This window comes from Geodermatophilus sp. SYSU D00691, assembly GCF_054050275.1.
Genome location: NZ_JBJGYZ010000051.1, coordinates 1 through 18,192, shown reverse-complemented (window position 1 = coordinate 18,192; position 18,192 = coordinate 1). Strand labels below are relative to the sequence as shown.

The window sequence follows — 18,192 nt, the reverse complement described above, 5'->3', positions numbered from 1 at the left end:
TCCTCCCCCATCGCAGCGGCTCCTCCCTCACGCCGCAGCACGAGGGAGGAGCCGCCGTGATCAGGTCACCTGATCCCGGCGAGCCGCCGTTCAGGGGCGGGACGCCGCCCAGTAGTCGGGGCGGGCCTTGCTCTCCGCGAGCTCCTCGGCGGTGCGGAAGCCGGGCGCCATCGAGGCGTCGGTGCCGGCCATGTACTGGTGGTGGTCGATGCCGAGCAGGCGGATCCAGCTCTGCTGGCCGAAGGTGAGCGCGATGCAGCAGCCCAGCTCGACCAGCTCCGGCTCGGAGAAGTGCGCGTGCAGCCGCGCCCAGAAGCCCTCCTCGTCGGCCGGCATGCCCCACGCGATCGCCTCGGCGTAGGCCAGCGCCGCCTTCTGCCGCTCGTCGTACCTCTCCGACTTCTCGAAGTTGAGCAGCTCGTCGTACTGCATCTCCTCGAGACCGGCCTTCGCCGCCTTGGTCGAGCGCTGGTTGCCGCAGAACTCGCACTTCACCGTGCGCGAGATGTAGACGCGGCACAGCTCCTTGATCGCGTGGTCGCAGACGCCGGAGTGGAACAGCGCCTTCCACGAGTCGGCGAACGCCCAGAACGCCTCGGGCACGTGCGCGCGCACCGCCGAGCTCTCCGGCCGAGGCGTGCCCTCCCGGGCGCAGCGGTGCATCTCCTCCTGCATCGCGGCGTTCATCGACTCCAGCGGCACGTAGCTGATGTGCGGGCGGGGCATGACGGACTCCTTCGTCAGTCGGATGCGGAGATGGCGGCCGTGACGGCCTCGGGGGTGAGGGGCAGGTCGCGCACCCGGACGCCGACGGCGGCGGCGAGCGCGTTGCCGATCGCGCCGGCGGTGGGGCCCTGGGCCGCCTCGCCGGCGCCGACCGAGGGCTCGCCCGAGTCGAGCAGGTGCACCTCGACCTCGGGCACCTCGGAGAAGCGCAGGATCGGGTAGCTCTCCCAGTCGTCGCTGGTCACGCGGCGGTGGTCGAAGCGCACCCGCTCCTTGAGCGTCCAGCTGGTCGCCTGCACCGCGCCGCCCTCGATCTGGTTGCGGACGCCGTCGGGGTTGACCACCCGGCCGACGTCGACGGCGACCGTCAGCCGCCGCACCCGCACGTCGCTCACGGCCTCGACCTCGGCGACGACGGCGCAGTACGCGGCGCGGCCCTTGTAGCGGGCGACGGCCAGGCCCCGGCCGATGCCGTCGGGCAGCTCCGCGCCCCAGCCGGCCGCCTCCGCCGCGGTGGTGAGCACCGCCCGCGCGCGGGCGTCGGCGAGGTGGCGCAGCCGGAACTCCAGCGGGTCGGCCCCGGCCAGCGCGGCCAGCTCGTCGACGAACGACTCGATCGCGAAGACGTTGAGGTGCGCGCCCAGCGCCCGCAGCGCCGAGGAGCGGACCGGGTTCTCGAGCAGCCGGTGCCCGTGCACCCGCCGGGCGCCCACCTCGTAGAGCGGGACGGCGTTGCGCAGCGACCCGCCCCCGGCGGGCAGCGGCGGGTCGGCGGCCGGCGGCAGGGGCAGCGGCTGCGCCAGGTGGCGCCCGGCGAGCAGCCCCGGCACACCGGCGTAGCCGGGCCGGGCGGTGTGGCCCTGCGACCAGACGTCGTAGCTCCACGAGGTGATGCGCCCGCCGCCGTCGAGCGACGCCGACACCTGCGCGGTCATCGCCGAGCCGAACGGTGCCCACGCCAGCTCGTCGCGGCGGCTCCACTGGACCTGGACCGGGCGCCCCCGAACGGCCCGGGCCAGGAGCACTGCGTCGAAGGCGGCGTCGTCGGCGCCGTTGTGGCCGTAGCAGCCGGCGTTCTCGACGTGCTCGACGGTGATCGTGTCGCGGTCGAGGCCGAGCGCCCCGGCGAGCGCGTCGCGCAGCCGGTGCACGCCCTGGCTGGAGCTCCAGACGTGCACGCGGCCGTCGTCGTCCCACCGGGCCAGGCCGCAGCTGGGCGCGATCGAGCCGTGCGCGAGGAACGGCCGGCTGTACCGCGCGGTGTGCGTGGCGGGCCCGACGGGCTCGTCCAGGACGGTGACCGTCTCGCTCGGCGTCTCCCGCAGGTAGGCGTCCAGCGCGCGCTCGTCGGGCAGGGTGTCCTGCTCGTCCCACGTCGCGGCCGCGCGCAGCCGCTCGGCGGCGACGGCGACCGCCGCCTCGTCGGCGCCGACCACCCCGAGGAACGACCCGTCGCGGACGACGGTGAGCCCGTCGCCGACCGCCCCCTCGGCCACCGCGCGCAGCGTCGCGCCCGGCGACGGCGGGCGCACCACGCGGCCGAAGAGCTGTCCCGGCAGGCGCAGGTCGGAGATGTACCGCGGCCGCCCGGCGATCTTGTCGGGCAGGTCGAGCCGGGGAGTGCTGGTGCCGACCAGCCGGTAGGTCGCCGGGTCGCGCAGCGGCACCGCCGGGTCGGCGTCGACGTCGAGGTCGACGGCCACCGACCCGTACGGCGCGCCGGCGTGCAGCGCGCGCACGTGCGCGCAGACCAGGCGGACCGCCGGCCCCGCCTCGGCGACCGACATGCTGCCCGCGGTGAGCCCCTCGTCCGGCCCGAACGTGGCGGCGGGCAGCATCCGCACCTGCTCCAGCGGCACACCGAGCTCCTCGGCGGCCACCTGGGCCAGCGCGGTCACGATCCCCTGGCCGAACTCCACCTTGCCGACCCGCAGCTCGACCACGCCGTCGGGCAGCACCCGCACCCAGGACGACAGCCGCGGGTTGGCCGCGACGTCCTTGGGCAGCTGCGGGGGCGCGGACGGCGCCGCGTCGACCCGGGGGCCGGTGTCGGAGGTCGCCGTCACGACGCACCCCCGGCCTCGACGACCGCCTCCACGATCCGCCGGTGCACGCCGCACCGGCACAGGTTGCGGTCCAGCGCGGCGGCGACCGTGGCGGCGTCGGGGGAGGGGACCTCCTCGAGCAGGGCGGCCGCGCGCACCGCGATGCCCGAGATGCAGAACCCGCACTGGGCGGCCTGCCGGTCGAGCAGCGCTTGCTGGACCGGGTGCGGCGCGCCGTCGGCGCCCAGCCCCTCGACGGTCACCACCTCGTGCCCGGCCGCGGCCTGCACCGGGGTGTCGCAGGAGGGGACGACGGCGCCGTCCAGCCGGACGAAGCACGCCCCGCACAACCCCAGCCCGCAGCCGAACCGCGAGCCCATCAGACCCAGCTCGTTGCGCAGCACCGTGAGCAGCGGGGTGGCCGGTTCGGCCTCGACGGAGCAGGCGCGGCCGTTGACCGTGAACGCGAACTTCACCGGGTGAACACCTCCGGGTGGCGGCCGAGCTCGATCCGCGTGCGGCGGATGTGCCCGGCCAGGCAGCGCTCGGCGTCGACGACGTCGCGGCGCTCGATCGCGTCGAGCAGCAGCCGGTGCTCGGCGTTGATCACCCACTTGCGCCCCGGTCCGGACAGCCGGACGAACTCGCGCCGGTAGTGGGCGGTGGAGTTCCACAGCCGGGTCACCGTCGAGGTGAGCTGCTCGATCCGGCAGCCGGTGTAGCTGGAGAGGTGGAACTCGCGGTCGAGCTCGAGGAAGCCGGCCAGGTCGCCGTCGGCCTCGATCTGGTCCTGCACCCGCTGCAGGTGCCGGATCTGCGAGTCGGTGAGGTTCGGGATGCTCTCGGCGATGGCCAGCTGCTCGAGCTGCTCGCGCATCCGGTAGACGACGTCGACCTCGTGCATCGACAGGCTCGGCACCCGGGCGCCGCGGTGCCGCTCGTGCTCGGTGAGCCCCTCGGCCTCGAGGATCCGCAGCGCCTCGCGGACCGGCAGCCGGCTCGAGCCGAGCCGCTCGGCCACCTCCTCCTGGCGGATCCACTCGCCGGGCCGGATCTCGCCGCGCAGGATCGCCTGCCGGAGGTGGTGGGCGACCCGCGCGCTCGCCGCGTCCTGCACCGACGTCATGCGAACGCCTCCGGGTTGCGGAACCACGCCTTGCCGTCGGGGTAGCTGACCAGCTCGAACTGCATCCCCCACGGCGCGAGGAAGTAGACCCACCGCTGGCCCTCGTGGGCGCCGCGGCTCGCCGTCGGCTCGCCGAGCACCCGCACGCCGTGCGCCCGCAGGTGGGCGACGGCGGCGTCGAGGTCGTCGACGTAGAGCGCGACGTGGTGGCCGCCGACGTCGCTGTTGCGCGGCGGCTCGGGAGCCTGGTCGGGCGCCTCGTACTCGAACACCTCGAAGATCGCCTGCCCGCCGCAGCGGAAGAAGCAGTTGCGCATGCGCGCCCGCGGGTGCACGTTCAGGTGCTCGGCCATCCAGTCGCTGTCGTCGTGGACGAAGGGGCCCAGCGAGTAGAGGTACTCGCAGCCCAGGACGTCGACGAGGAAGGCCCGCGCCTGCTCCAGGTCGGGCACGGTGAACCCGACGTGGTCCACCCCCGTGAGCCCCGGCAGCGCCATGCACATCTCCCTCGATGTCAGCAGGTTGGATCCAGAGCCTAGGCGAATGTGATCGGGAGCACTAGCATCCGGCGCAGATCACTCGCAGTCGGATCCAATGCTGGATCCGCGAGAGGAGAAGCGTCATGCCGCTCCACCGCCGCCTCGAGCCGTCCGCGCCCTGGGTCGAGCTCGTCGCGACCGACGAGGACTGGGACGCGGCCGACCCCGAGCTGCTCCGCACGGTGCACGCCCAGCTGGTGCTGGTGCGCGTGTTCGAGGAGTACGTGCTCGAGCTGGCCGGCGGCGGGCTCATTCACGGCCCGGCGCACTCCAGCATCGGCCAGGAGGGCGGCGCCGTGGGATCGGTGCTCGCCCTGACCAGCGCCGACCAGGTGAACGGCTCGCACCGCGGCCACCACCAGTTCCTCGCCAAGGCGCTGCACCACGTCGCGCCGAAGGGTCTCGACCTGACCGGCGGGGTCGACGACGACGTCCGCGAGGTCCTGCTGCGCACGCTGGCCGAGATCTGCGGGCTGGACCGCGGGTGGAGCCACGGCCGTGGTGGCTCGATGCACCTGCAGTGGAAGGACGCCGGCGCGATGGGCACCAACGCCATCGTCGGCGGCGGCGTCCCGCAGGCGGCCGGGTTCGCCTGGGCCGACCGGCAGGCCGGCACCGACGCGGTCGCGGTGACCTACTTCGGTGACGGCGCGGTCAACATCGGCTCCACCCTCGAGACGCTCAACCTGGCCGCCGCCTGGCACCTGCCGGTCTGCTTCTTCATCGAGAACAACCGCTACGCCGTCTCCACCAACGTCTTCGAGGCCACCTGCGAGCCGCGGCTGTCCGGCCGCGGGCCCGGGTTCGGCATCGCCAGCTGGAAGGTCGACGGGATGGACCCGCTCGCCGTCCACCTGGCCATGCGGGAGGCGGTCGCGCACATGCGGGCCGGCCGTGGCCCGACCGTCGTCGAGGCCGACACCTACCGCTACTTCCACCAGAACGGCGGCTTCCCGGGCAGCGCCTTCGGCTACCGCAGCAAGGAGGAGGAGCGGGAGTGGCGGGCCCGCGACCCGATCGACCAGGTCGTCGGCCACCTCGTCCGCCTCGGCCTGGCGACCCAGGCCGACCACGAGGCGACCCTCGCCGCGGCCCGGCAGGGCATGGCCGACGTCGGCGACGTGCTGTTCGAGCCCGACCCCGGCGGCAAGCCCGGCGCCCGCCGGATCCGCGCGGCCGAGTGGCCCGACCCGTCGTTCGTCGACGTCGGCGTCCGCGGCGACCTGTCGGAGTTCGCCGGCGCGCGGTTCGCCGACACCGACGACCCCGCCGTCGAGGTGCGGGAGCAGAAGTTCATCGAGGCGGTCGCCGCGGTGATGAACCGCCGGATGGAGACCGACGAGCGGGTCGTCGTCATGGGGGAGGACGTGCACCGCCTCAACGGCGGCACCAACGGCGCCACCCGCGGGCTGAAGGACCGCTTCCCCGACCGGATCCTCGGCACGCCGATCAGCGAGAACGCCTTCGCCGGTCTCGGCGGCGGGATCGCCGTCGACGGACGGTTCCGCCCCGTCGTCGAGTTCATGTACGCCGACTTCATGTGGGTCGCCGCCGACCAGCTGTTCAACCAGATCGGCAAGGCGCGGCACATGTTCGGCGGCACCGGCCCGGTGCCGTTCGTGCTGCGCAGCAAGGTGGCGATGGGCACCGGTTACGGCTCGCAGCACTCGATGGACCCCGCCGGCATCTTCGCCACCAACCCGGGCTGGCGGATCGTCGCCCCGACCACGCCGTTCGACTACGTCGGGCTGATGAACGCGGCGCTGCGCTGCGAGGACCCGGTCGTCGTCCTCGAGCACGTCGACCTCTACAACTCGACCGGTCCCGGCCCGGTCGACGACCTCGACTACTGCCTGCCGGTGGGCCGGGCGGCGGTCCGGCGGACCGGTGGGAAGGTCACCGTCCTCACCTACCTGGCGATGACCCGCTACGTGCTCGAGGCGGTGGACGACGGCGGCTTCGACGTCGACGTGGTCGACCTGCGCTGGCTGGACCGGGCCAGCATCGACTGGGAGACGATCGGCGCCAGCATCCGCAAGACGGGCAACGTGCTCATCGCCGAGCAGGGCGCCGTCGGCACGTCGTACGGGGGGTGGCTGGCCGACGAGATCCAGCGCCGCTTCTTCGACTGGCTGGACTCCCCGGTGGAGCGGGTCACCGGCGGCGAGGCCTCCCCGAGCATCAGCAAGGTGCTCGAGCGCGCCGCGATCGCGCAGAGCGCCGAGGTCATCGCGAAGCTCACCGAGATGACGGGGATCTGAGCCGTGGCCCGGTTGATGCTCATGCCCGAGGTGGCGGCGAACGCGACCGAGGCGGTCCTCGCCGGCTGGTCGCTCGCCGAGGACGCCGAGTTCGGCGCGGACGACGTCGTCGCCACGGTCGAGACCGAGAAGGCCGTCGTCGACGTGGAGGCCGAGCAGGCGGGCAAGGTGCTCAAGCTGCTCGTGGCCCCGGGGACGACGGTGGCCGTCGGCGCGCCGATCGCCGTCCTCGGCGACCCCGGCGAGCGGGTCGACGACCTCGGCGCCGTCCTCGCGTCGCTCGGCGTCGGCGGGCTCCCGGACTCGCCGCCCGACCCGGAGGGCGGCAAGCAGGAGTCACCGCCGTCCCCGGCGGTGCCCGAGCCGCTGCTGGCGGCGGCCGAGTCGGTCCCAGCGGCCGCGCCGGTGGGGAACGGGCACGGGCGGATCTTCTCCAGCCCGCTGGCCCGGCGGCTCGCCCGCGAGGCCGGGGTGGCGCTGGAGTCGATCACCGGCACGGGGCCGGGCGGCCGGATCATCCGGCGGGACGTCGAGGCGGCCCGGACGGCGCCGGCCCCCGAGCCCGCCCCCGTGCCCGCCGCCGCCCGGGTCGAGGAGCCCGCGGGCTGGACCGACGTGCCGCACACCCCGATGCGGCGGGCGATCGCGCGCCGGCTGACCGAGAGCAAGCAGACGATCCCGCACTTCACGGTGCGCGCCTCGCTGCGGGTCGACGAGCTGCTGCGGCTGCGCGCCGGGCTCGCCGACGCCGGCACCAAGGTCTCGGTCACCGACCTGCTGGTGAAGGCCGCCGCCCGCGCGCACACCGCCGTCCCCCGGATGAACGCGATCTGGACGCCCGAGGCGACCCGGCAGTTCGCGGCCGTCGACGTGGCCGTCGCCGTGGCGACGGAGACCGGCCTGCTCACCCCGGTGGTGCGGGGCGTGGACCGGCTGGGCGTGGCCGAGGTGGCGGCGGCGACCCGCGACCTGGTCGAGCGCGCCCGGGCCGGTCGGCTGCGCCAGGACGAGCTCGAGGGCGGCGCGCTGTCGGTGACCAACCTCGGCATGTTCGGCACCGAGGAGTTCTCGGCGATCATCAACCCGCCGCAGTCGGCGATCCTCGCCGTCGGCGCGGCCCGGCAGGAGCCGGTCGTGGTCGACGGCGCGCTGGCGGTGGCCACCGTGGTGAGGGTGACCCTCTCGGCCGACCACCGGGTGATCGACGGCGCGCTGGCCGCGGAGTGGATGGCGGCGTTCACCGCGACCGTGGAGCAGCCGCTGCGGATCCTGGTCTGACTACTTCGCGGTGACCGCGGGCTTCGCCCGCTCGGGTCGTGGCTCGGGCGGGCGGGGCCCGTCGTGCCGGCGCGACAGGTACGTGCCGGCGACGTTGGCGCACGCCACCGTCGGGACGGCGATCAGCGCGCCGAAGATCCCGCCGACCAGCAGGCCGGCGGCGATGGCCAGGACGACGGCGAGCGGGTGCACCCGCACCGCGCGCCCCAGCAGCAGCGGCTGCAGGACGTGCCCCTCCAGCTGCATGACCAGGACGACGATCGCCAGCGCGATCAGCGCCTTGATCGGCCCCACCGACACCAGCGCGACCAGGACGGCGACCGTTCCGGCGAGGAACGAGCCGATGATCGGGATGAACGCCCCGAGGAAGACGAGCGCGGCCAGCGGGATGACCAGCGGCACGCCGAGGATCGCCAGGCCGATGCCGATCCCGACGGCGTCGACCAGCGCGACGGCCACGGTGGCGCGGACGTAGGAGATCAGCGTCCGCCACGCGCGGCGGGCCGCCTCGTCCATGTACGCCCGGGACTCCCGGGGGCACAGGCCGACCAGCCACAGCCAGATCGACCGGCCGTCCTTGAGGAAGAAGAACAGCGTGAACAGCGCGAGGACGATGCCGGTGAACACGTGGCCCACGGTGGCTGCGGTGGTGATCGCGCCGCTGGTGATCGTGTCCTGGTTGGACACCAGCGTGTCCTGCAGCGTGCCGACCGCGTCCTCCAGCTGGCCGCGGGTGATCGGGAAGGTGCGGACGATGAAGGTCTGCACCTGGCCGATGCCCTCGCTGACCTGCGCGGCGAGGTCGGAGAAGCCGGCGGTGAACCGCTCGACCACGAGCGTGATGATCCCGGCGACCACCCCGAGGCCGACCAGCAGCATCGCCGTCGCAGCCAGCGAGCGCGGCCAGCCGCGCTTGATCAGCCCGGCCGCGCCGGGCTGGAGCAGCGCCGAGAGCAGCAGCGCCACGATGACCGGGACGACGACGACGGCGATGGTCGCCATGGCGTAGACCAGCGCGTAGACGCTCGCGATGACGACGATCAGCCGCCACGACCAGGAGGCCGCCGTGCGCAGGCCGGTGGGGACCGCCGCCTCGGGGGCGGTGCGCTCGCGCAGCAGCCGGGAGGTGCGCTCGCCCGGCCGGTGCGGGCGGCCGCCGCTCGGGGGACCGCTGACGCCACCCGGGTTGATCGGGCCGTCCAGGTCGGGCGCGCCGGGCTCGGGACTGCCCAGCGGCGGGCGGCTCGCGCCGTTGCCGTCGACCGCCGGCTCGACGGGCTCGAGCTCGTCGTCGTGGAGGAGGATGGCCCGGTCGTCGTCGCGCTCGGGCCAGGCGTGCGGATCGTGCTCCGCGGCGGCGCGGATGCGCTCCCGGGCCCGCGTGACCACGGCGTTCGCCCGTCGCAGCATCCCGCACCTCCGCCCTGGCTCTGGGGGCCGTCCATGATCACGGTAGCTCTGCGGGAGGATGGTCCCGTGGTGCGACGAGCTGACCGGGCCGAGGCGGTACCCGCATGATCGAGCGGTACACGCTCCCCGACATGGGCCGGGTCTGGAGCGACCAGCACAAGTACGAGCTGTGGTGCCGGGTGGAGACCCTGGTGCTGGAGGCGCACGCGGCGGCCGGCCGGGTGCCCGCCGACGTCGTCGAGCCGGTGCGCGACGCGCCGCCGCCGACGCCGGAGCGGGTGGCGGAGATCGAGGAGACGACGCAGCACGACGTCATCGCCTTCCTCAGCGCCTGGGCCGACAACACCTCGCCGCGGTCGGCGGCCGCCTACGTGCACCACGGCATGACGTCGTCCGACCTGCTCGACACGGCGCTGGCGGTGCAGCTGACCGAGGCGACCGACCTGCTGCTGGCCAAGGCCGACCGGCTGGTCGCCGCGCTGCGCGACCACGCGCTGGCGCACCGGCACACGATCAAGGTGGGGCGCACCCACGGCGTGCACGCCGAGCCCGACGTGTGGGGCCACCGGGTCGCCGACCTCGCCTTCGCGGCGGCGCGCTCGCGCGACCGGCTGCGGGCCGCGCGCGAGCGGGTCGGCGTGGTGGCGATCTCCGGCGCCGTCGGCACGTACTCGCTGATCGACCCGTCGGTGGAGGTCGCCGTCGCCGCCGCGCTGGACCTGCGGCCGGCCGACGCCTCCACCCAGGTGGTGCTGCGCGACTCGATCAGCGAGTGGGTGGCCGCGCTGGCGATCATCGCGACGGTCTGCGAGACCGTGGCGCTCGAGGTGCGGCACGGGCAGCGGACCGAGGTGCGGGAGCTGTCGGAGGCGTTCGGCGCGGGCCAGAAGGGCTCGAGCGCGATGCCGCACAAGAAGAACCCGATCCGCTCCGAGCGCATCGCCGGGCTGGCGCGGGTGGTGCGGGCGGCGGTCGTGCCCGTCATGGAGGGCATCCCGCTCTGGCACGAGCGGGACATCTCGCACTCCTCGACCGAGCGCGTGTTCCTCCCCGACGCCGCGATCACCACCGACTACCTGCTGCACCTGACCGCGGGGCTGGTCGAGAACCTCGTCGTCGACGCCGACCGGATGCGGGCCAACCTCGAGTCCACCGGCGGGCTGATCTACACGTCGTCGGTGCTGCTGGAGGTGGTCGAGGGCGGGCTGTCCCGGGAGGACGCCTACGCGCTGGTGCAGTCGGCGGCGATGGAGACCTGGAACACCGGCACGCCGTTCCGGGAGACGCTGCGCGCCCGGGCCAAGGCGTCGTCCGTCGAGCTCGACGAGGCGCGGCTGGACGAGATCTGCCGGCCGGAGCGGTACGTGCAGAACCTCGACCCGCTGTTCGAGCGCGTCGCGGCCCTGCGGTGACCGCCGTCGACCTGCCCCTGCTCGCCCGGGGCAAGGTGCGCGAGATCTACGACGCCGGCGACGGCCGGCTCCTGCTGGTCGCCTCCGACCGGATCTCCGCCTACGACCACGTGCTGCCCACGCCGATCCCCGACAAGGGGAAGGTGCTCACCCAGCTGTCGGTGTGGTGGTTCGAGCAGCTGGCGCCGGTGCTCGCCTCGTTCGGGGCGACGCACCACCTGGTGTCGGCGGACGACGTCCCGGCCTCGGTCGCCGGCCGGGCGATGCTCGTGCGGCGGCTGGAGATGCTGCCGGTCGAGTGCGTGGCCCGCGGCTACCTCTCCGGCTCGGGGACCCGGGAGTACGAGCGCACCGGCGCGATCGTCGACGTCGCCCTGCCACCGGGGCTGGTCGAGGGGTCGCGGCTGCCGGCGCCGGTGTTCACGCCGTCCACCAAGGCCGAGGTGGGCGAGCACGACGAGGCGATCGGGTTCGCCACCGTGGAGTCGTTGGTGGGCGCTTCCCGTGCGGCGGCGCTGCGGCACCTCACGCTGGCGCTGTACGAGCGGGCGCACGAGATCGCGTCCTCCGCCGGGATCGTCCTCGCCGACACCAAGTTCGAGTTCGGGCTGGACGGCGAGCGGCTGGTCCTCGGCGACGAGGTGCTCACCCCCGACTCGTCGCGGTTCTGGCCGGCCTCCTCGTGGGCCCCGGGCGCGGCGCAGCCTTCCTACGACAAGCAGTTCGTGCGCGACTGGCTGACCAACGACTCGGGCTGGGACCACGTCTCCCCGCCGCCGCCCCTGCCCGATGACGTCGTCGCCGCCACCCGCGACCGCTACGTCACCGCCTACGAACGCCTCACCGGCCGCAGCTTCGAGTAGCGGCGACATCGGCGCTCTCGCACGCTGTGAGCGCTCAAAGCGTGCGAGACCGCCGATCTCGTCGGCAGCTGTGGACAGCGCCGGCGCAGGAGGCCGCTCCGGCGCCAGGCTGCGCGGGTGTCCGGCAGACGTCCCCGCTCTCGGCTGACAGGTCCCAGCACGCGTGCTCAGGCGCTCGAGGCGGGGCTGAACGACCGCCAACTGCAGCACCCCGCGGTGGCGCGGCTGTCTCGCGACACCTACCTGCCGAGAGCGCAGGCAGCCGAACCACTGGGCAGGCTCGCCGCCGTCCTGCTCACCGCGCCGCCGGGGGCCGTCGCGAGCCATCGCAGCGCGGCGTTCCTCTGGGGCCTGGAGATCCCGATGCAGGATCCGGCCGACCGCCGGGTGGACGTGACGGTGCCCCGGGCCTCGCGCGCCGAGAGCCGCGCCGATCGGCGGGTGTACCGCGCCGACCTCCTCTCCGACGAGGTGACCCGCCGGCGGACCGTTCCCTCGACGACCGCCGCGCGCACCTGGCGTGATCTCGCCGGCGTCCTCCGGCCCGGGCCGCTGCTCGCCGTGACCGACCAGCTCCTCGCGCGGGGCTGCACCACCGCCGAACTGCAGGAGCAGCTCGACCGCCGGCCCGCCGGTCGCGGATCGGCACGGGCGAGGGCCGTCCTGCCGCTGGGGAACCCCCGGGCGGAATCGCCCATGGAGTCGGTCCTGCGGTGGCTGATCCACGAGGCGGGGTTCCCGCCGCCGGTCGTGCAGTACGAGATGCGTGACGCCTCCGGCCGGTTCCTCGGTCGTGGCGACCTCGCCTGGCCCGACGCGCGTGTGCTGGTGGAGTTCGACGGCGACGTGCACCGGGAACGCCGGGTGTTCGTCCAGGATCTCCGGCGGCAGAACTCGTTGGTGGTCGACCGGTGGACCGTCCTGCGCTTCAGCGGAGCCGACGTGTACGGCCGGCCCGCTCAGGTCCTGAGCGAGATCGCGCAGGTGGTCCCGCGCCGAGATCGGCGTTCTCGCACGCTTTGAGCGCTCGAACCGTGCGAGAACGCCGATCTCGGCGCATCAGGGCCGCCAGGTAGGCTCGGGAACCGTGCCGCGGGTGGTCGTCGACGTCGTCCTGAAGCCTGAGATCTCCGACCCCCAGGGTCAGGCGGTGCTCGGCGCGCTCGGCCGGCTCGGCCACGACGGCGTGACCAGCGTCCGCCAGGGCAAGCACTTCGTGCTCGACGTCGAGGGCACCCCCGACGAGGCCGAGCTGCGCCGGATCGCCGAGACGCTCCTGGCCAACCCCGTCATCGAGGACGTCGAACTGCACGTCCCGAAGACCGACCGAACGGACTGAAGCTCGTGCGCATCGGGATCATCACCTTCCCGGGCTCCCTGGACGACGTCGACGCCGCGCGGGCGGTGCGCCTGGCCGGTGGCGAGCCGGTCGCGCTCTGGCACGCCGACCACGACCTGAAGGACGTCGACGCGGTCGTCCTCCCCGGCGGCTTCTCCTACGGCGACTACCTGCGCGCCGGCGCCATCGCCGCCCGCTCGCCGTTGATGCAGGACGTCGTCGCCGCGGCGGGCGGCGGCCTGCCGGTGCTGGGCATCTGCAACGGTTTCCAGGTGCTCTGCGAGGCCGGCCTGCTGCCCGGCGCGCTGACCCGCAACAGCCACCTGCACTTCCGCAACCGCGACCAGGTGCTGCGCGTCGAGCGCGCCGACACCGCGTGGACCAGCGCCTACGAGCCGGGGCAGCACATCGTCATCCCGGTCAAGAACGGCGAGGGCCGGTACGTCGCGGCCGAGAAGGAACTCGACCGGCTCGAGGCCGGGAACCGGGTCGTCTTCCGCTACGTCGGCGGCAACCCGAACGGCAGCTCCCGCGACATCGCTGGAGTGACGAGCGAGAACGGTCGCGTCGTCGGCCTCATGCCGCACCCCGAGCACGCGGTCGAGGACCTCACCGGGCCCTCGACCGACGGGCTGGGCTTCTTCACCTCCGTGCTGAAGGCGGCCGTGAACGCATGATCGACACCGTCGAGCTCGCCGCGAAGACGCCGGACGACGAGCAGCCCTGGGCCGAGCTGGGCCTGAAGTCCGACGAGTACCTGCGCATCCGCGACATCCTCGGTCGCCGGCCTACCACCGCCGAGCTGGCCATGTACTCGGTCATGTGGAGCGAGCACTGCTCGTACAAGTCCTCCAAGGTCCACCTCAGGCGGTTCGGGGACCTGCCGAGGAGCGAGTCGCTGCTGGTCGGCATCGGTGAGAACGCCGGCGTCGTCGACGTCGGTGACGGCTACGCGGTCACCTTCAAGGTCGAGTCGCACAACCACCCGAGCTACGTCGAGCCCTACCAGGGCGCGGCCACCGGCGTCGGCGGCATCGTCCGCGACATCCTCACCATGGGCGCCCGCCCGGTCGCCGTCATGGACTCGCTGCGCTTCGGCCGCGCCGACGCCCCCGACACCGCCCGCGTGCTGCCCGGCGTCGTCGCCGGCGTCGGCGGTTACGGCAACTGCCTGGGCCTGCCCAACATCGGCGGCGAGCTGCTCTTCGACGAGTGCTACGCCGGCAACCCGCTGGTCAACGCGCTGTGCGTGGGCGTGATGCGGCACGAGGACGTCCGGCTGGCCAAGGCCGAGGGCGTCGGCAACAAGGTGATCCTGTTCGGCGCGCGCACCGGCGGCGACGGCATCGGCGGCGTCAGCGTGCTGGCGAGCGAGACCTTCGACGCCGAGGGCCCGGCGAAGCGGCCCAGCGTGCAGGTGGGTGACCCGTTCACCGAGAAGCTGCTCATCGAGGCGTGCCTCGAGATCTTCGCCCAGGACCTCGTCACCGGCATCCAGGACCTCGGCGGCGCCGGGCTCTCCTGCGCGACGTCCGAGCTGGCCAGCGCCGGCACCGGCGGCATGCACGTCGACCTCGACGCCGTCCCGCTGCGCGACTCGACGCTCACGCCGGCCGAGATCCTGATGAGCGAGTCGCAGGAGCGGATGTGCGCGATCGTCGAGCCCGGCAAGGTCGACGCCTTCCTCGCCGTATGCCGCAAGTGGGACGTCCTCGCCACCGTCATCGGTGAGGTCACCGACGGCGACCGGCTCACCGTCGACTGGCACGGCGAGCGGATCGTCGACGTCCCCCCGCGGACCGTCGCGCACGAGGGGCCGGTCTACGACCGGCCGATGGCCCGCCCGCAGGACCTCGACGACCTGCAGGCCGACGACGCGGCGGCGCTCCCCCGGCCCGCGACGCCGGAGGAGCTTCAGGCGCACTGGCTGGCCGTCGTCGCCAGCCCGGACGGCGCCGACAAGACCTGGGTGACCGAGCAGTACGACCGCTACGTGCGCGGCAACACGGTGCTGGCGCAGCCCGAGGACGCCGGCGTCGTCCGCATCGACGAGGAGAGCCACCGCGGCATCGCGCTGGCCCTCGACGGCAACGCCCGCTTCGCCCGCCTCGACCCGTACGCCGGGGCGCAGCTGAACCTGGCCGAGGCCTACCGCAACGTGGCGGTGAGCGGCGCCCGCCCCCTCGCCGTGACCAACTGCCTGAACTTCGGCTCCCCGGAGGAGCCCGAGGTCATGTGGCAGTTCGCCGAGGCGGTCCGCGGCCTCGCCGATGCCTGCCGCGAGCTGGGCCTGCCGGTCACCGGCGGCAACGTCAGCCTCTACAACCAGACCGGCGACGTCGCGATCAACCCGACCCCGGTGATCGGGGTGCTGGGCGTGCACGACGACGTCCGCACCCGGGTGCCCTCCGGCTGGAAGGCGTCGGGCGAGACCGTGCTGCTGCTCGGCGAGACCCGCGAGGAGCTCGGCGGCTCGGCGTGGGCCTCGGTCGTGCACGGCCACCTCGGCGGGCGCCCGCCCGCGGTCGACCTGGCCGCGGAGAGGGCGCTGGCCGAGCTGCTCGGCGCCCTGGCCCGCGAGGGGCACCTCACCTCGGCGCACGACCTGGCCGACGGCGGCCTGGCCCAGTCGCTGGCCGAGTCCGCCCTGCGCTACGGCGTCGGCGCGGCGCTGACCCTGCCCGGCGACCCGTTCGTCGCGCTGTTCAGCGAGTCCGGTGCCCGCGCGATCGTCACCACGAACGATCCGGGGGCCGTGAAGACGACGGCCGACTGGGCCGGCGTGCGCGTCACGGAGCTGGGGACGACGGGCGGCGACACGCTCGCCGTCGACGGCGTGGCTGCGCTCCCGCTGGCCGAGCTCCGGGCCGTGTGGACGGCGACGCTGCCTGCCCTGTTCGGCACGCCGGAGGCCACGGTCGGCACCGTCCCGGCAGGAACCGTCCCGACCAGCTGATGCCGGCGAGCAGGCCCATCCCGGCCGACGAGCTGGCCGCCGCGGTGGCGCCGGTGCGCGCGTGGCTGGCCGGCGAGGCCGAGCAGCCGCCGCGCGCGGTCCTCGGCGCGGCGGTGAAGACCAGCGCCCGCTGGCTGGCCCAGCAGGTTCCCGGCCGGTCGGTGGAGCTGCGGGTGCCGCCGCACGTCGCCGTCCAGTGCGTCGAGGGACCGCGGCACACCCGCGGCACCCCGCCCAACGTCGTCGAGACCGACGCCGCCACCTGGCTGCGGCTGGCCACCGGCGCGACCACCTGGGCCGACGCCCTCGCCGAGGGGAAGGTCAGCGCCAGCGGCAACCGCGCCGACCTGAGCGGTCACCTGCCGCTGCGCCCGCTCACCAAGGGGCTCTAGCCCGACGAAGCACCTCAGCCGGTGAACAGGGCGGTCGCCGTCTGGATCGTGCGGACCAGGCCGTAGAGCAGCGGGATCCCGACCAGCACCCAGGCGAACACGATCAGCGCCACGGGCGTGTGCGTGGTCGGCCGCCCGCCGTCGGAGGAGGAGAGGGACGAGCTCATCGGGCGGCACTCCGTTCCGTGGTGTGGTGCGGGTGGGTGAACTCCTCGACGGCCTCCTTGGGCTCGTGCCACTTGTCGGCGACGGGCCGGACGAGGAGGTTGGCGACGAACCCGATCGCCAGCAGGGCGATCATGATGAACAGCGCTGGCCGGTAGTCGCCGGCGACCAGCTGGCCGGGGGTGCCCCGGGTGTCGAGGACGCCGTTGACGATCAGCGGGCCGGCGACCCCGGCGGCCGACCAGGCGGTGAGCAGCCGGCCGTGGATGGCGCCGACCTGGTAGGTGCCGAACAGGTCGCGCAGGTAGGCCGGGATGGTGGCGAAGCCGCCGCCGTAGAAGCTGATGATCACCGCGGCGGTGAGCACGAAGATCCAGGTCGCCGTCGTCCCGAGGGTGGCGAGGACGAAGTAAAGGACCATCCCCAGCCCGAGGTACAGCATGTAGATGCGCTTGCGGCCGATGTAGTCCGACGTCGAGGACCACACGAAGCGGCCGGCCATGTTGAACAGCGACAGGACGCCGACGAACCCGGCGGCGGCGCTCGCGGCCACCAGCGAGCCCTCCCCGCGCCGGAAGAAGTCCTGGATCATCGGCGCGGCCTGCTCGAGGATGCCGATCCCGGCGGTGACGTTGCAGAACAGGACGGTCCACAGCAGCCAGAACTGGGGCGTCTTCGGGGCGTTGCGCGCCGACACGTTCTCGGTGGTGACCAGCGCCTTCTTCTTCACCGTCGACGGGTCGAAGCCCGCCGGCTTCCAGTCGTCGGCCGGCACCCGGACGATCAGGGCGCCGAAGAGCATGAAGACGAGGTAGACCAGCCCGAGGGTCAGGAAGAGCAGCGCGACCGCGGTGCCGTTCGGGATCGACGTCGGGTCGGCCGCGTCGTAGGACGGGTCGTACCAGGCCATGAGCTGGCGGGACAGCGGCGAGGCGATGAGCGCGCCGCCGCCGAAGCCCATGATCGCCATGCCGGTGGCCAGGCCCGGACGGTCGGGGAACCACTTGATCAGCGTGGAGACCGGCGAGATGTACCCGATGCCCAGGCCGATGCCGCCGATCACGCCGTAGCCCAGGTAGACCAGCCACAGCTGCGACGTCGCGATGCCCAGGGATCCGACCAGGAACCCGATCGACCAGCACACCGCGGCGACGAACATCGCGGCCCGGGGGCCGTTGCGGTCGACCCAGGTGCCGAAGACGGCGGCCGAGAGTCCCAGCATGACGATGGCGATCGAGAAGATGATCCCGATCGCGGTCAGGCTGGTGTCGAAGTGCTCCACCAGGGCGGTCTTGTAGACGCTCGTCGCGTACGCCTGGCCGATGCACAGGTGCACGGCGAGCGCCGCGGGCGGGATCAGCCAGCGGTTGAACCCCGGCTTGGCCACGATGCGCTCGCGGGCGAGGAACGCGGGAACTGCCACGGTGCGACCTCCGACGGTCGGGGGACCCGGGCCGTCGGGGTCCGGGGCGAGGGTTGCCCCGCGGGGGAGCAGCGGAAACGGCGGCCCGTGCGGAGCGGTCCGGTCGGGTGCCTAGGCTCAGGCCATGCCGTACGAGGTTCGGGGCGTCGTCGCCCGCGCGAAGGGTCAGCCGGTCACCGTCGAGACGGTCGTCGTCCCCGACCCGGGCCCGGGTGAGGCCGTGGTCGACGTGCAGGCCTGCGGGGTGTGCCACACCG

17 protein-coding genes are annotated in these 18,192 nt (G+C 73.8%); 9 read left to right on the top strand and 8 right to left on the bottom strand.

Annotation, left to right across the window (positions count from 1 at the left end; genetic code table 11):
• Nucleotides 1-90: 90 nt before the first annotated feature.
• Genes ACI797_RS25735 through ACI797_RS25715 form a run of 5 tightly spaced genes read right to left on the bottom strand, consistent with a single transcriptional unit; the run spans nt 91 to nt 4,394 of the window.
• Entirely contained in the window at nt 91-726 is a 636-nt protein-coding gene (locus ACI797_RS25735; protein ID WP_456862858.1) for a carboxymuconolactone decarboxylase family protein, read from the bottom strand.
• Between the two features lie 14 nt (nt 727-740).
• Nucleotides 741-2,792, bottom strand: a complete 2,052-nt coding sequence (locus tag ACI797_RS25730; protein ID WP_456862855.1) for a molybdopterin cofactor-binding domain-containing protein — start codon at nt 2,790-2,792, stop codon at nt 741-743.
• Nucleotides 2,789-3,247, bottom strand: coding sequence for a (2Fe-2S)-binding protein (locus tag ACI797_RS25725; protein ID WP_456862852.1), 459 nt, complete (start codon nt 3,245-3,247; stop codon nt 2,789-2,791). The genes ACI797_RS25730 and ACI797_RS25725 overlap by 4 nt, the downstream gene beginning before the upstream one ends.
• On the bottom strand, nt 3,244-3,897 hold the full coding sequence (locus tag ACI797_RS25720; protein ID WP_456862849.1) for a GntR family transcriptional regulator: 654 nt from the start codon (nt 3,895-3,897) through the stop codon (nt 3,244-3,246). Before ACI797_RS25720 ends, ACI797_RS25725 begins: the two co-directional genes overlap by 4 nt.
• Nucleotides 3,894-4,394, bottom strand: a complete 501-nt coding sequence (locus ACI797_RS25715) for a VOC family protein (RefSeq protein ID WP_456862846.1) — start codon at nt 4,392-4,394, stop codon at nt 3,894-3,896. Before ACI797_RS25715 ends, ACI797_RS25720 begins: the two co-directional genes overlap by 4 nt.
• Before the next feature lie 125 nt (nt 4,395-4,519).
• Here ACI797_RS25715 and ACI797_RS25710 point away from each other — a divergent pair, with 125 nt between their 5' ends.
• Both ACI797_RS25710 and ACI797_RS25705 read left to right on the top strand, forming a co-directional pair.
• On the top strand, nt 4,520-6,697 hold the full coding sequence (locus ACI797_RS25710) for an alpha-ketoacid dehydrogenase subunit alpha/beta (RefSeq protein ID WP_456862843.1): 2,178 nt from the start codon (nt 4,520-4,522) through the stop codon (nt 6,695-6,697).
• A 3-nt stretch (nt 6,698-6,700) separates the two neighbouring features.
• Nucleotides 6,701-7,975: a dihydrolipoamide acetyltransferase family protein gene (locus ACI797_RS25705; protein ID WP_456862840.1), complete on the top strand. Its 1,275-nt coding sequence runs from the start codon at nt 6,701-6,703 to the stop codon at nt 7,973-7,975.
• Here the strand turns inward: ACI797_RS25705 and ACI797_RS25700 are convergent, their stop codons facing one another.
• A complete protein-coding gene (locus tag ACI797_RS25700) occupies nt 7,976-9,385 on the bottom strand; it encodes an AI-2E family transporter (RefSeq protein ID WP_456862837.1) in 1,410 nt (469 codons plus the stop codon).
• A gap of 104 nt (nt 9,386-9,489) precedes the next feature.
• Between ACI797_RS25700 and purB the strand changes: the two genes are divergently transcribed.
• The 7 genes from purB (at nt 9,490) to ACI797_RS25665 (ending at nt 16,347) form a co-directional block, all read left to right on the top strand.
• Nucleotides 9,490-10,797, top strand: a complete 1,308-nt coding sequence (gene purB, locus ACI797_RS25695; protein WP_456862834.1) for an adenylosuccinate lyase — start codon at nt 9,490-9,492, stop codon at nt 10,795-10,797.
• Nucleotides 10,794-11,660 carry a phosphoribosylaminoimidazolesuccinocarboxamide synthase gene (locus tag ACI797_RS25690; RefSeq protein ID WP_456862831.1) on the top strand — a complete coding sequence of 289 codons (867 nt, stop codon included), beginning with the start codon at nt 10,794-10,796 and terminating at the stop codon, nt 11,658-11,660. The genes purB and ACI797_RS25690 overlap by 4 nt, the downstream gene beginning before the upstream one ends.
• Nucleotides 11,661-11,876: 216 nt before the next feature.
• Entirely contained in the window at nt 11,877-12,683 is an 807-nt protein-coding gene (locus ACI797_RS25685; protein WP_456862828.1) for a DUF559 domain-containing protein, read from the top strand.
• Between the two features lie 64 nt (nt 12,684-12,747).
• Nucleotides 12,748-12,999 carry a phosphoribosylformylglycinamidine synthase subunit PurS gene (gene purS / locus ACI797_RS25680; RefSeq protein WP_456862825.1) on the top strand — a complete coding sequence of 84 codons (252 nt, stop codon included), beginning with the start codon at nt 12,748-12,750 and terminating at the stop codon, nt 12,997-12,999.
• 5 nt (nt 13,000-13,004) lie between these two features.
• A complete protein-coding gene (gene purQ, locus ACI797_RS25675) occupies nt 13,005-13,676 on the top strand; it encodes a phosphoribosylformylglycinamidine synthase subunit PurQ (RefSeq protein ID WP_456862823.1) in 672 nt (223 codons plus the stop codon).
• Nucleotides 13,673-15,955, top strand: a complete 2,283-nt coding sequence (purL, locus tag ACI797_RS25670; RefSeq protein ID WP_456862820.1) for a phosphoribosylformylglycinamidine synthase subunit PurL — start codon at nt 13,673-13,675, stop codon at nt 15,953-15,955. Before purQ ends, purL begins: the two co-directional genes overlap by 4 nt.
• Nucleotides 15,955-16,347: a sterol carrier family protein gene (locus tag ACI797_RS25665; protein WP_456862817.1), complete on the top strand. Its 393-nt coding sequence runs from the start codon at nt 15,955-15,957 to the stop codon at nt 16,345-16,347. Before purL ends, ACI797_RS25665 begins: the two co-directional genes overlap by 1 nt.
• Nucleotides 16,348-16,361: 14 nt before the next feature.
• Here ACI797_RS25665 and ACI797_RS25660 read toward each other — a convergent pair whose 3' ends face one another.
• Both ACI797_RS25660 and ACI797_RS25655 read right to left on the bottom strand, forming a co-directional pair.
• The gene (locus tag ACI797_RS25660) at nt 16,362-16,514 is read right to left on the bottom strand and encodes an MFS transporter small subunit (RefSeq protein WP_456862814.1); all 153 of its coding nucleotides are present in this window, start codon (nt 16,512-16,514) and stop codon (nt 16,362-16,364) included.
• On the bottom strand, nt 16,511-17,935 hold the full coding sequence (locus tag ACI797_RS25655; protein WP_456540342.1) for an L-lactate MFS transporter: 1,425 nt from the start codon (nt 17,933-17,935) through the stop codon (nt 16,511-16,513). The genes ACI797_RS25660 and ACI797_RS25655 overlap by 4 nt, the downstream gene beginning before the upstream one ends.
• Between the last annotated feature and the right edge of the window lie 257 nt (nt 17,936-18,192).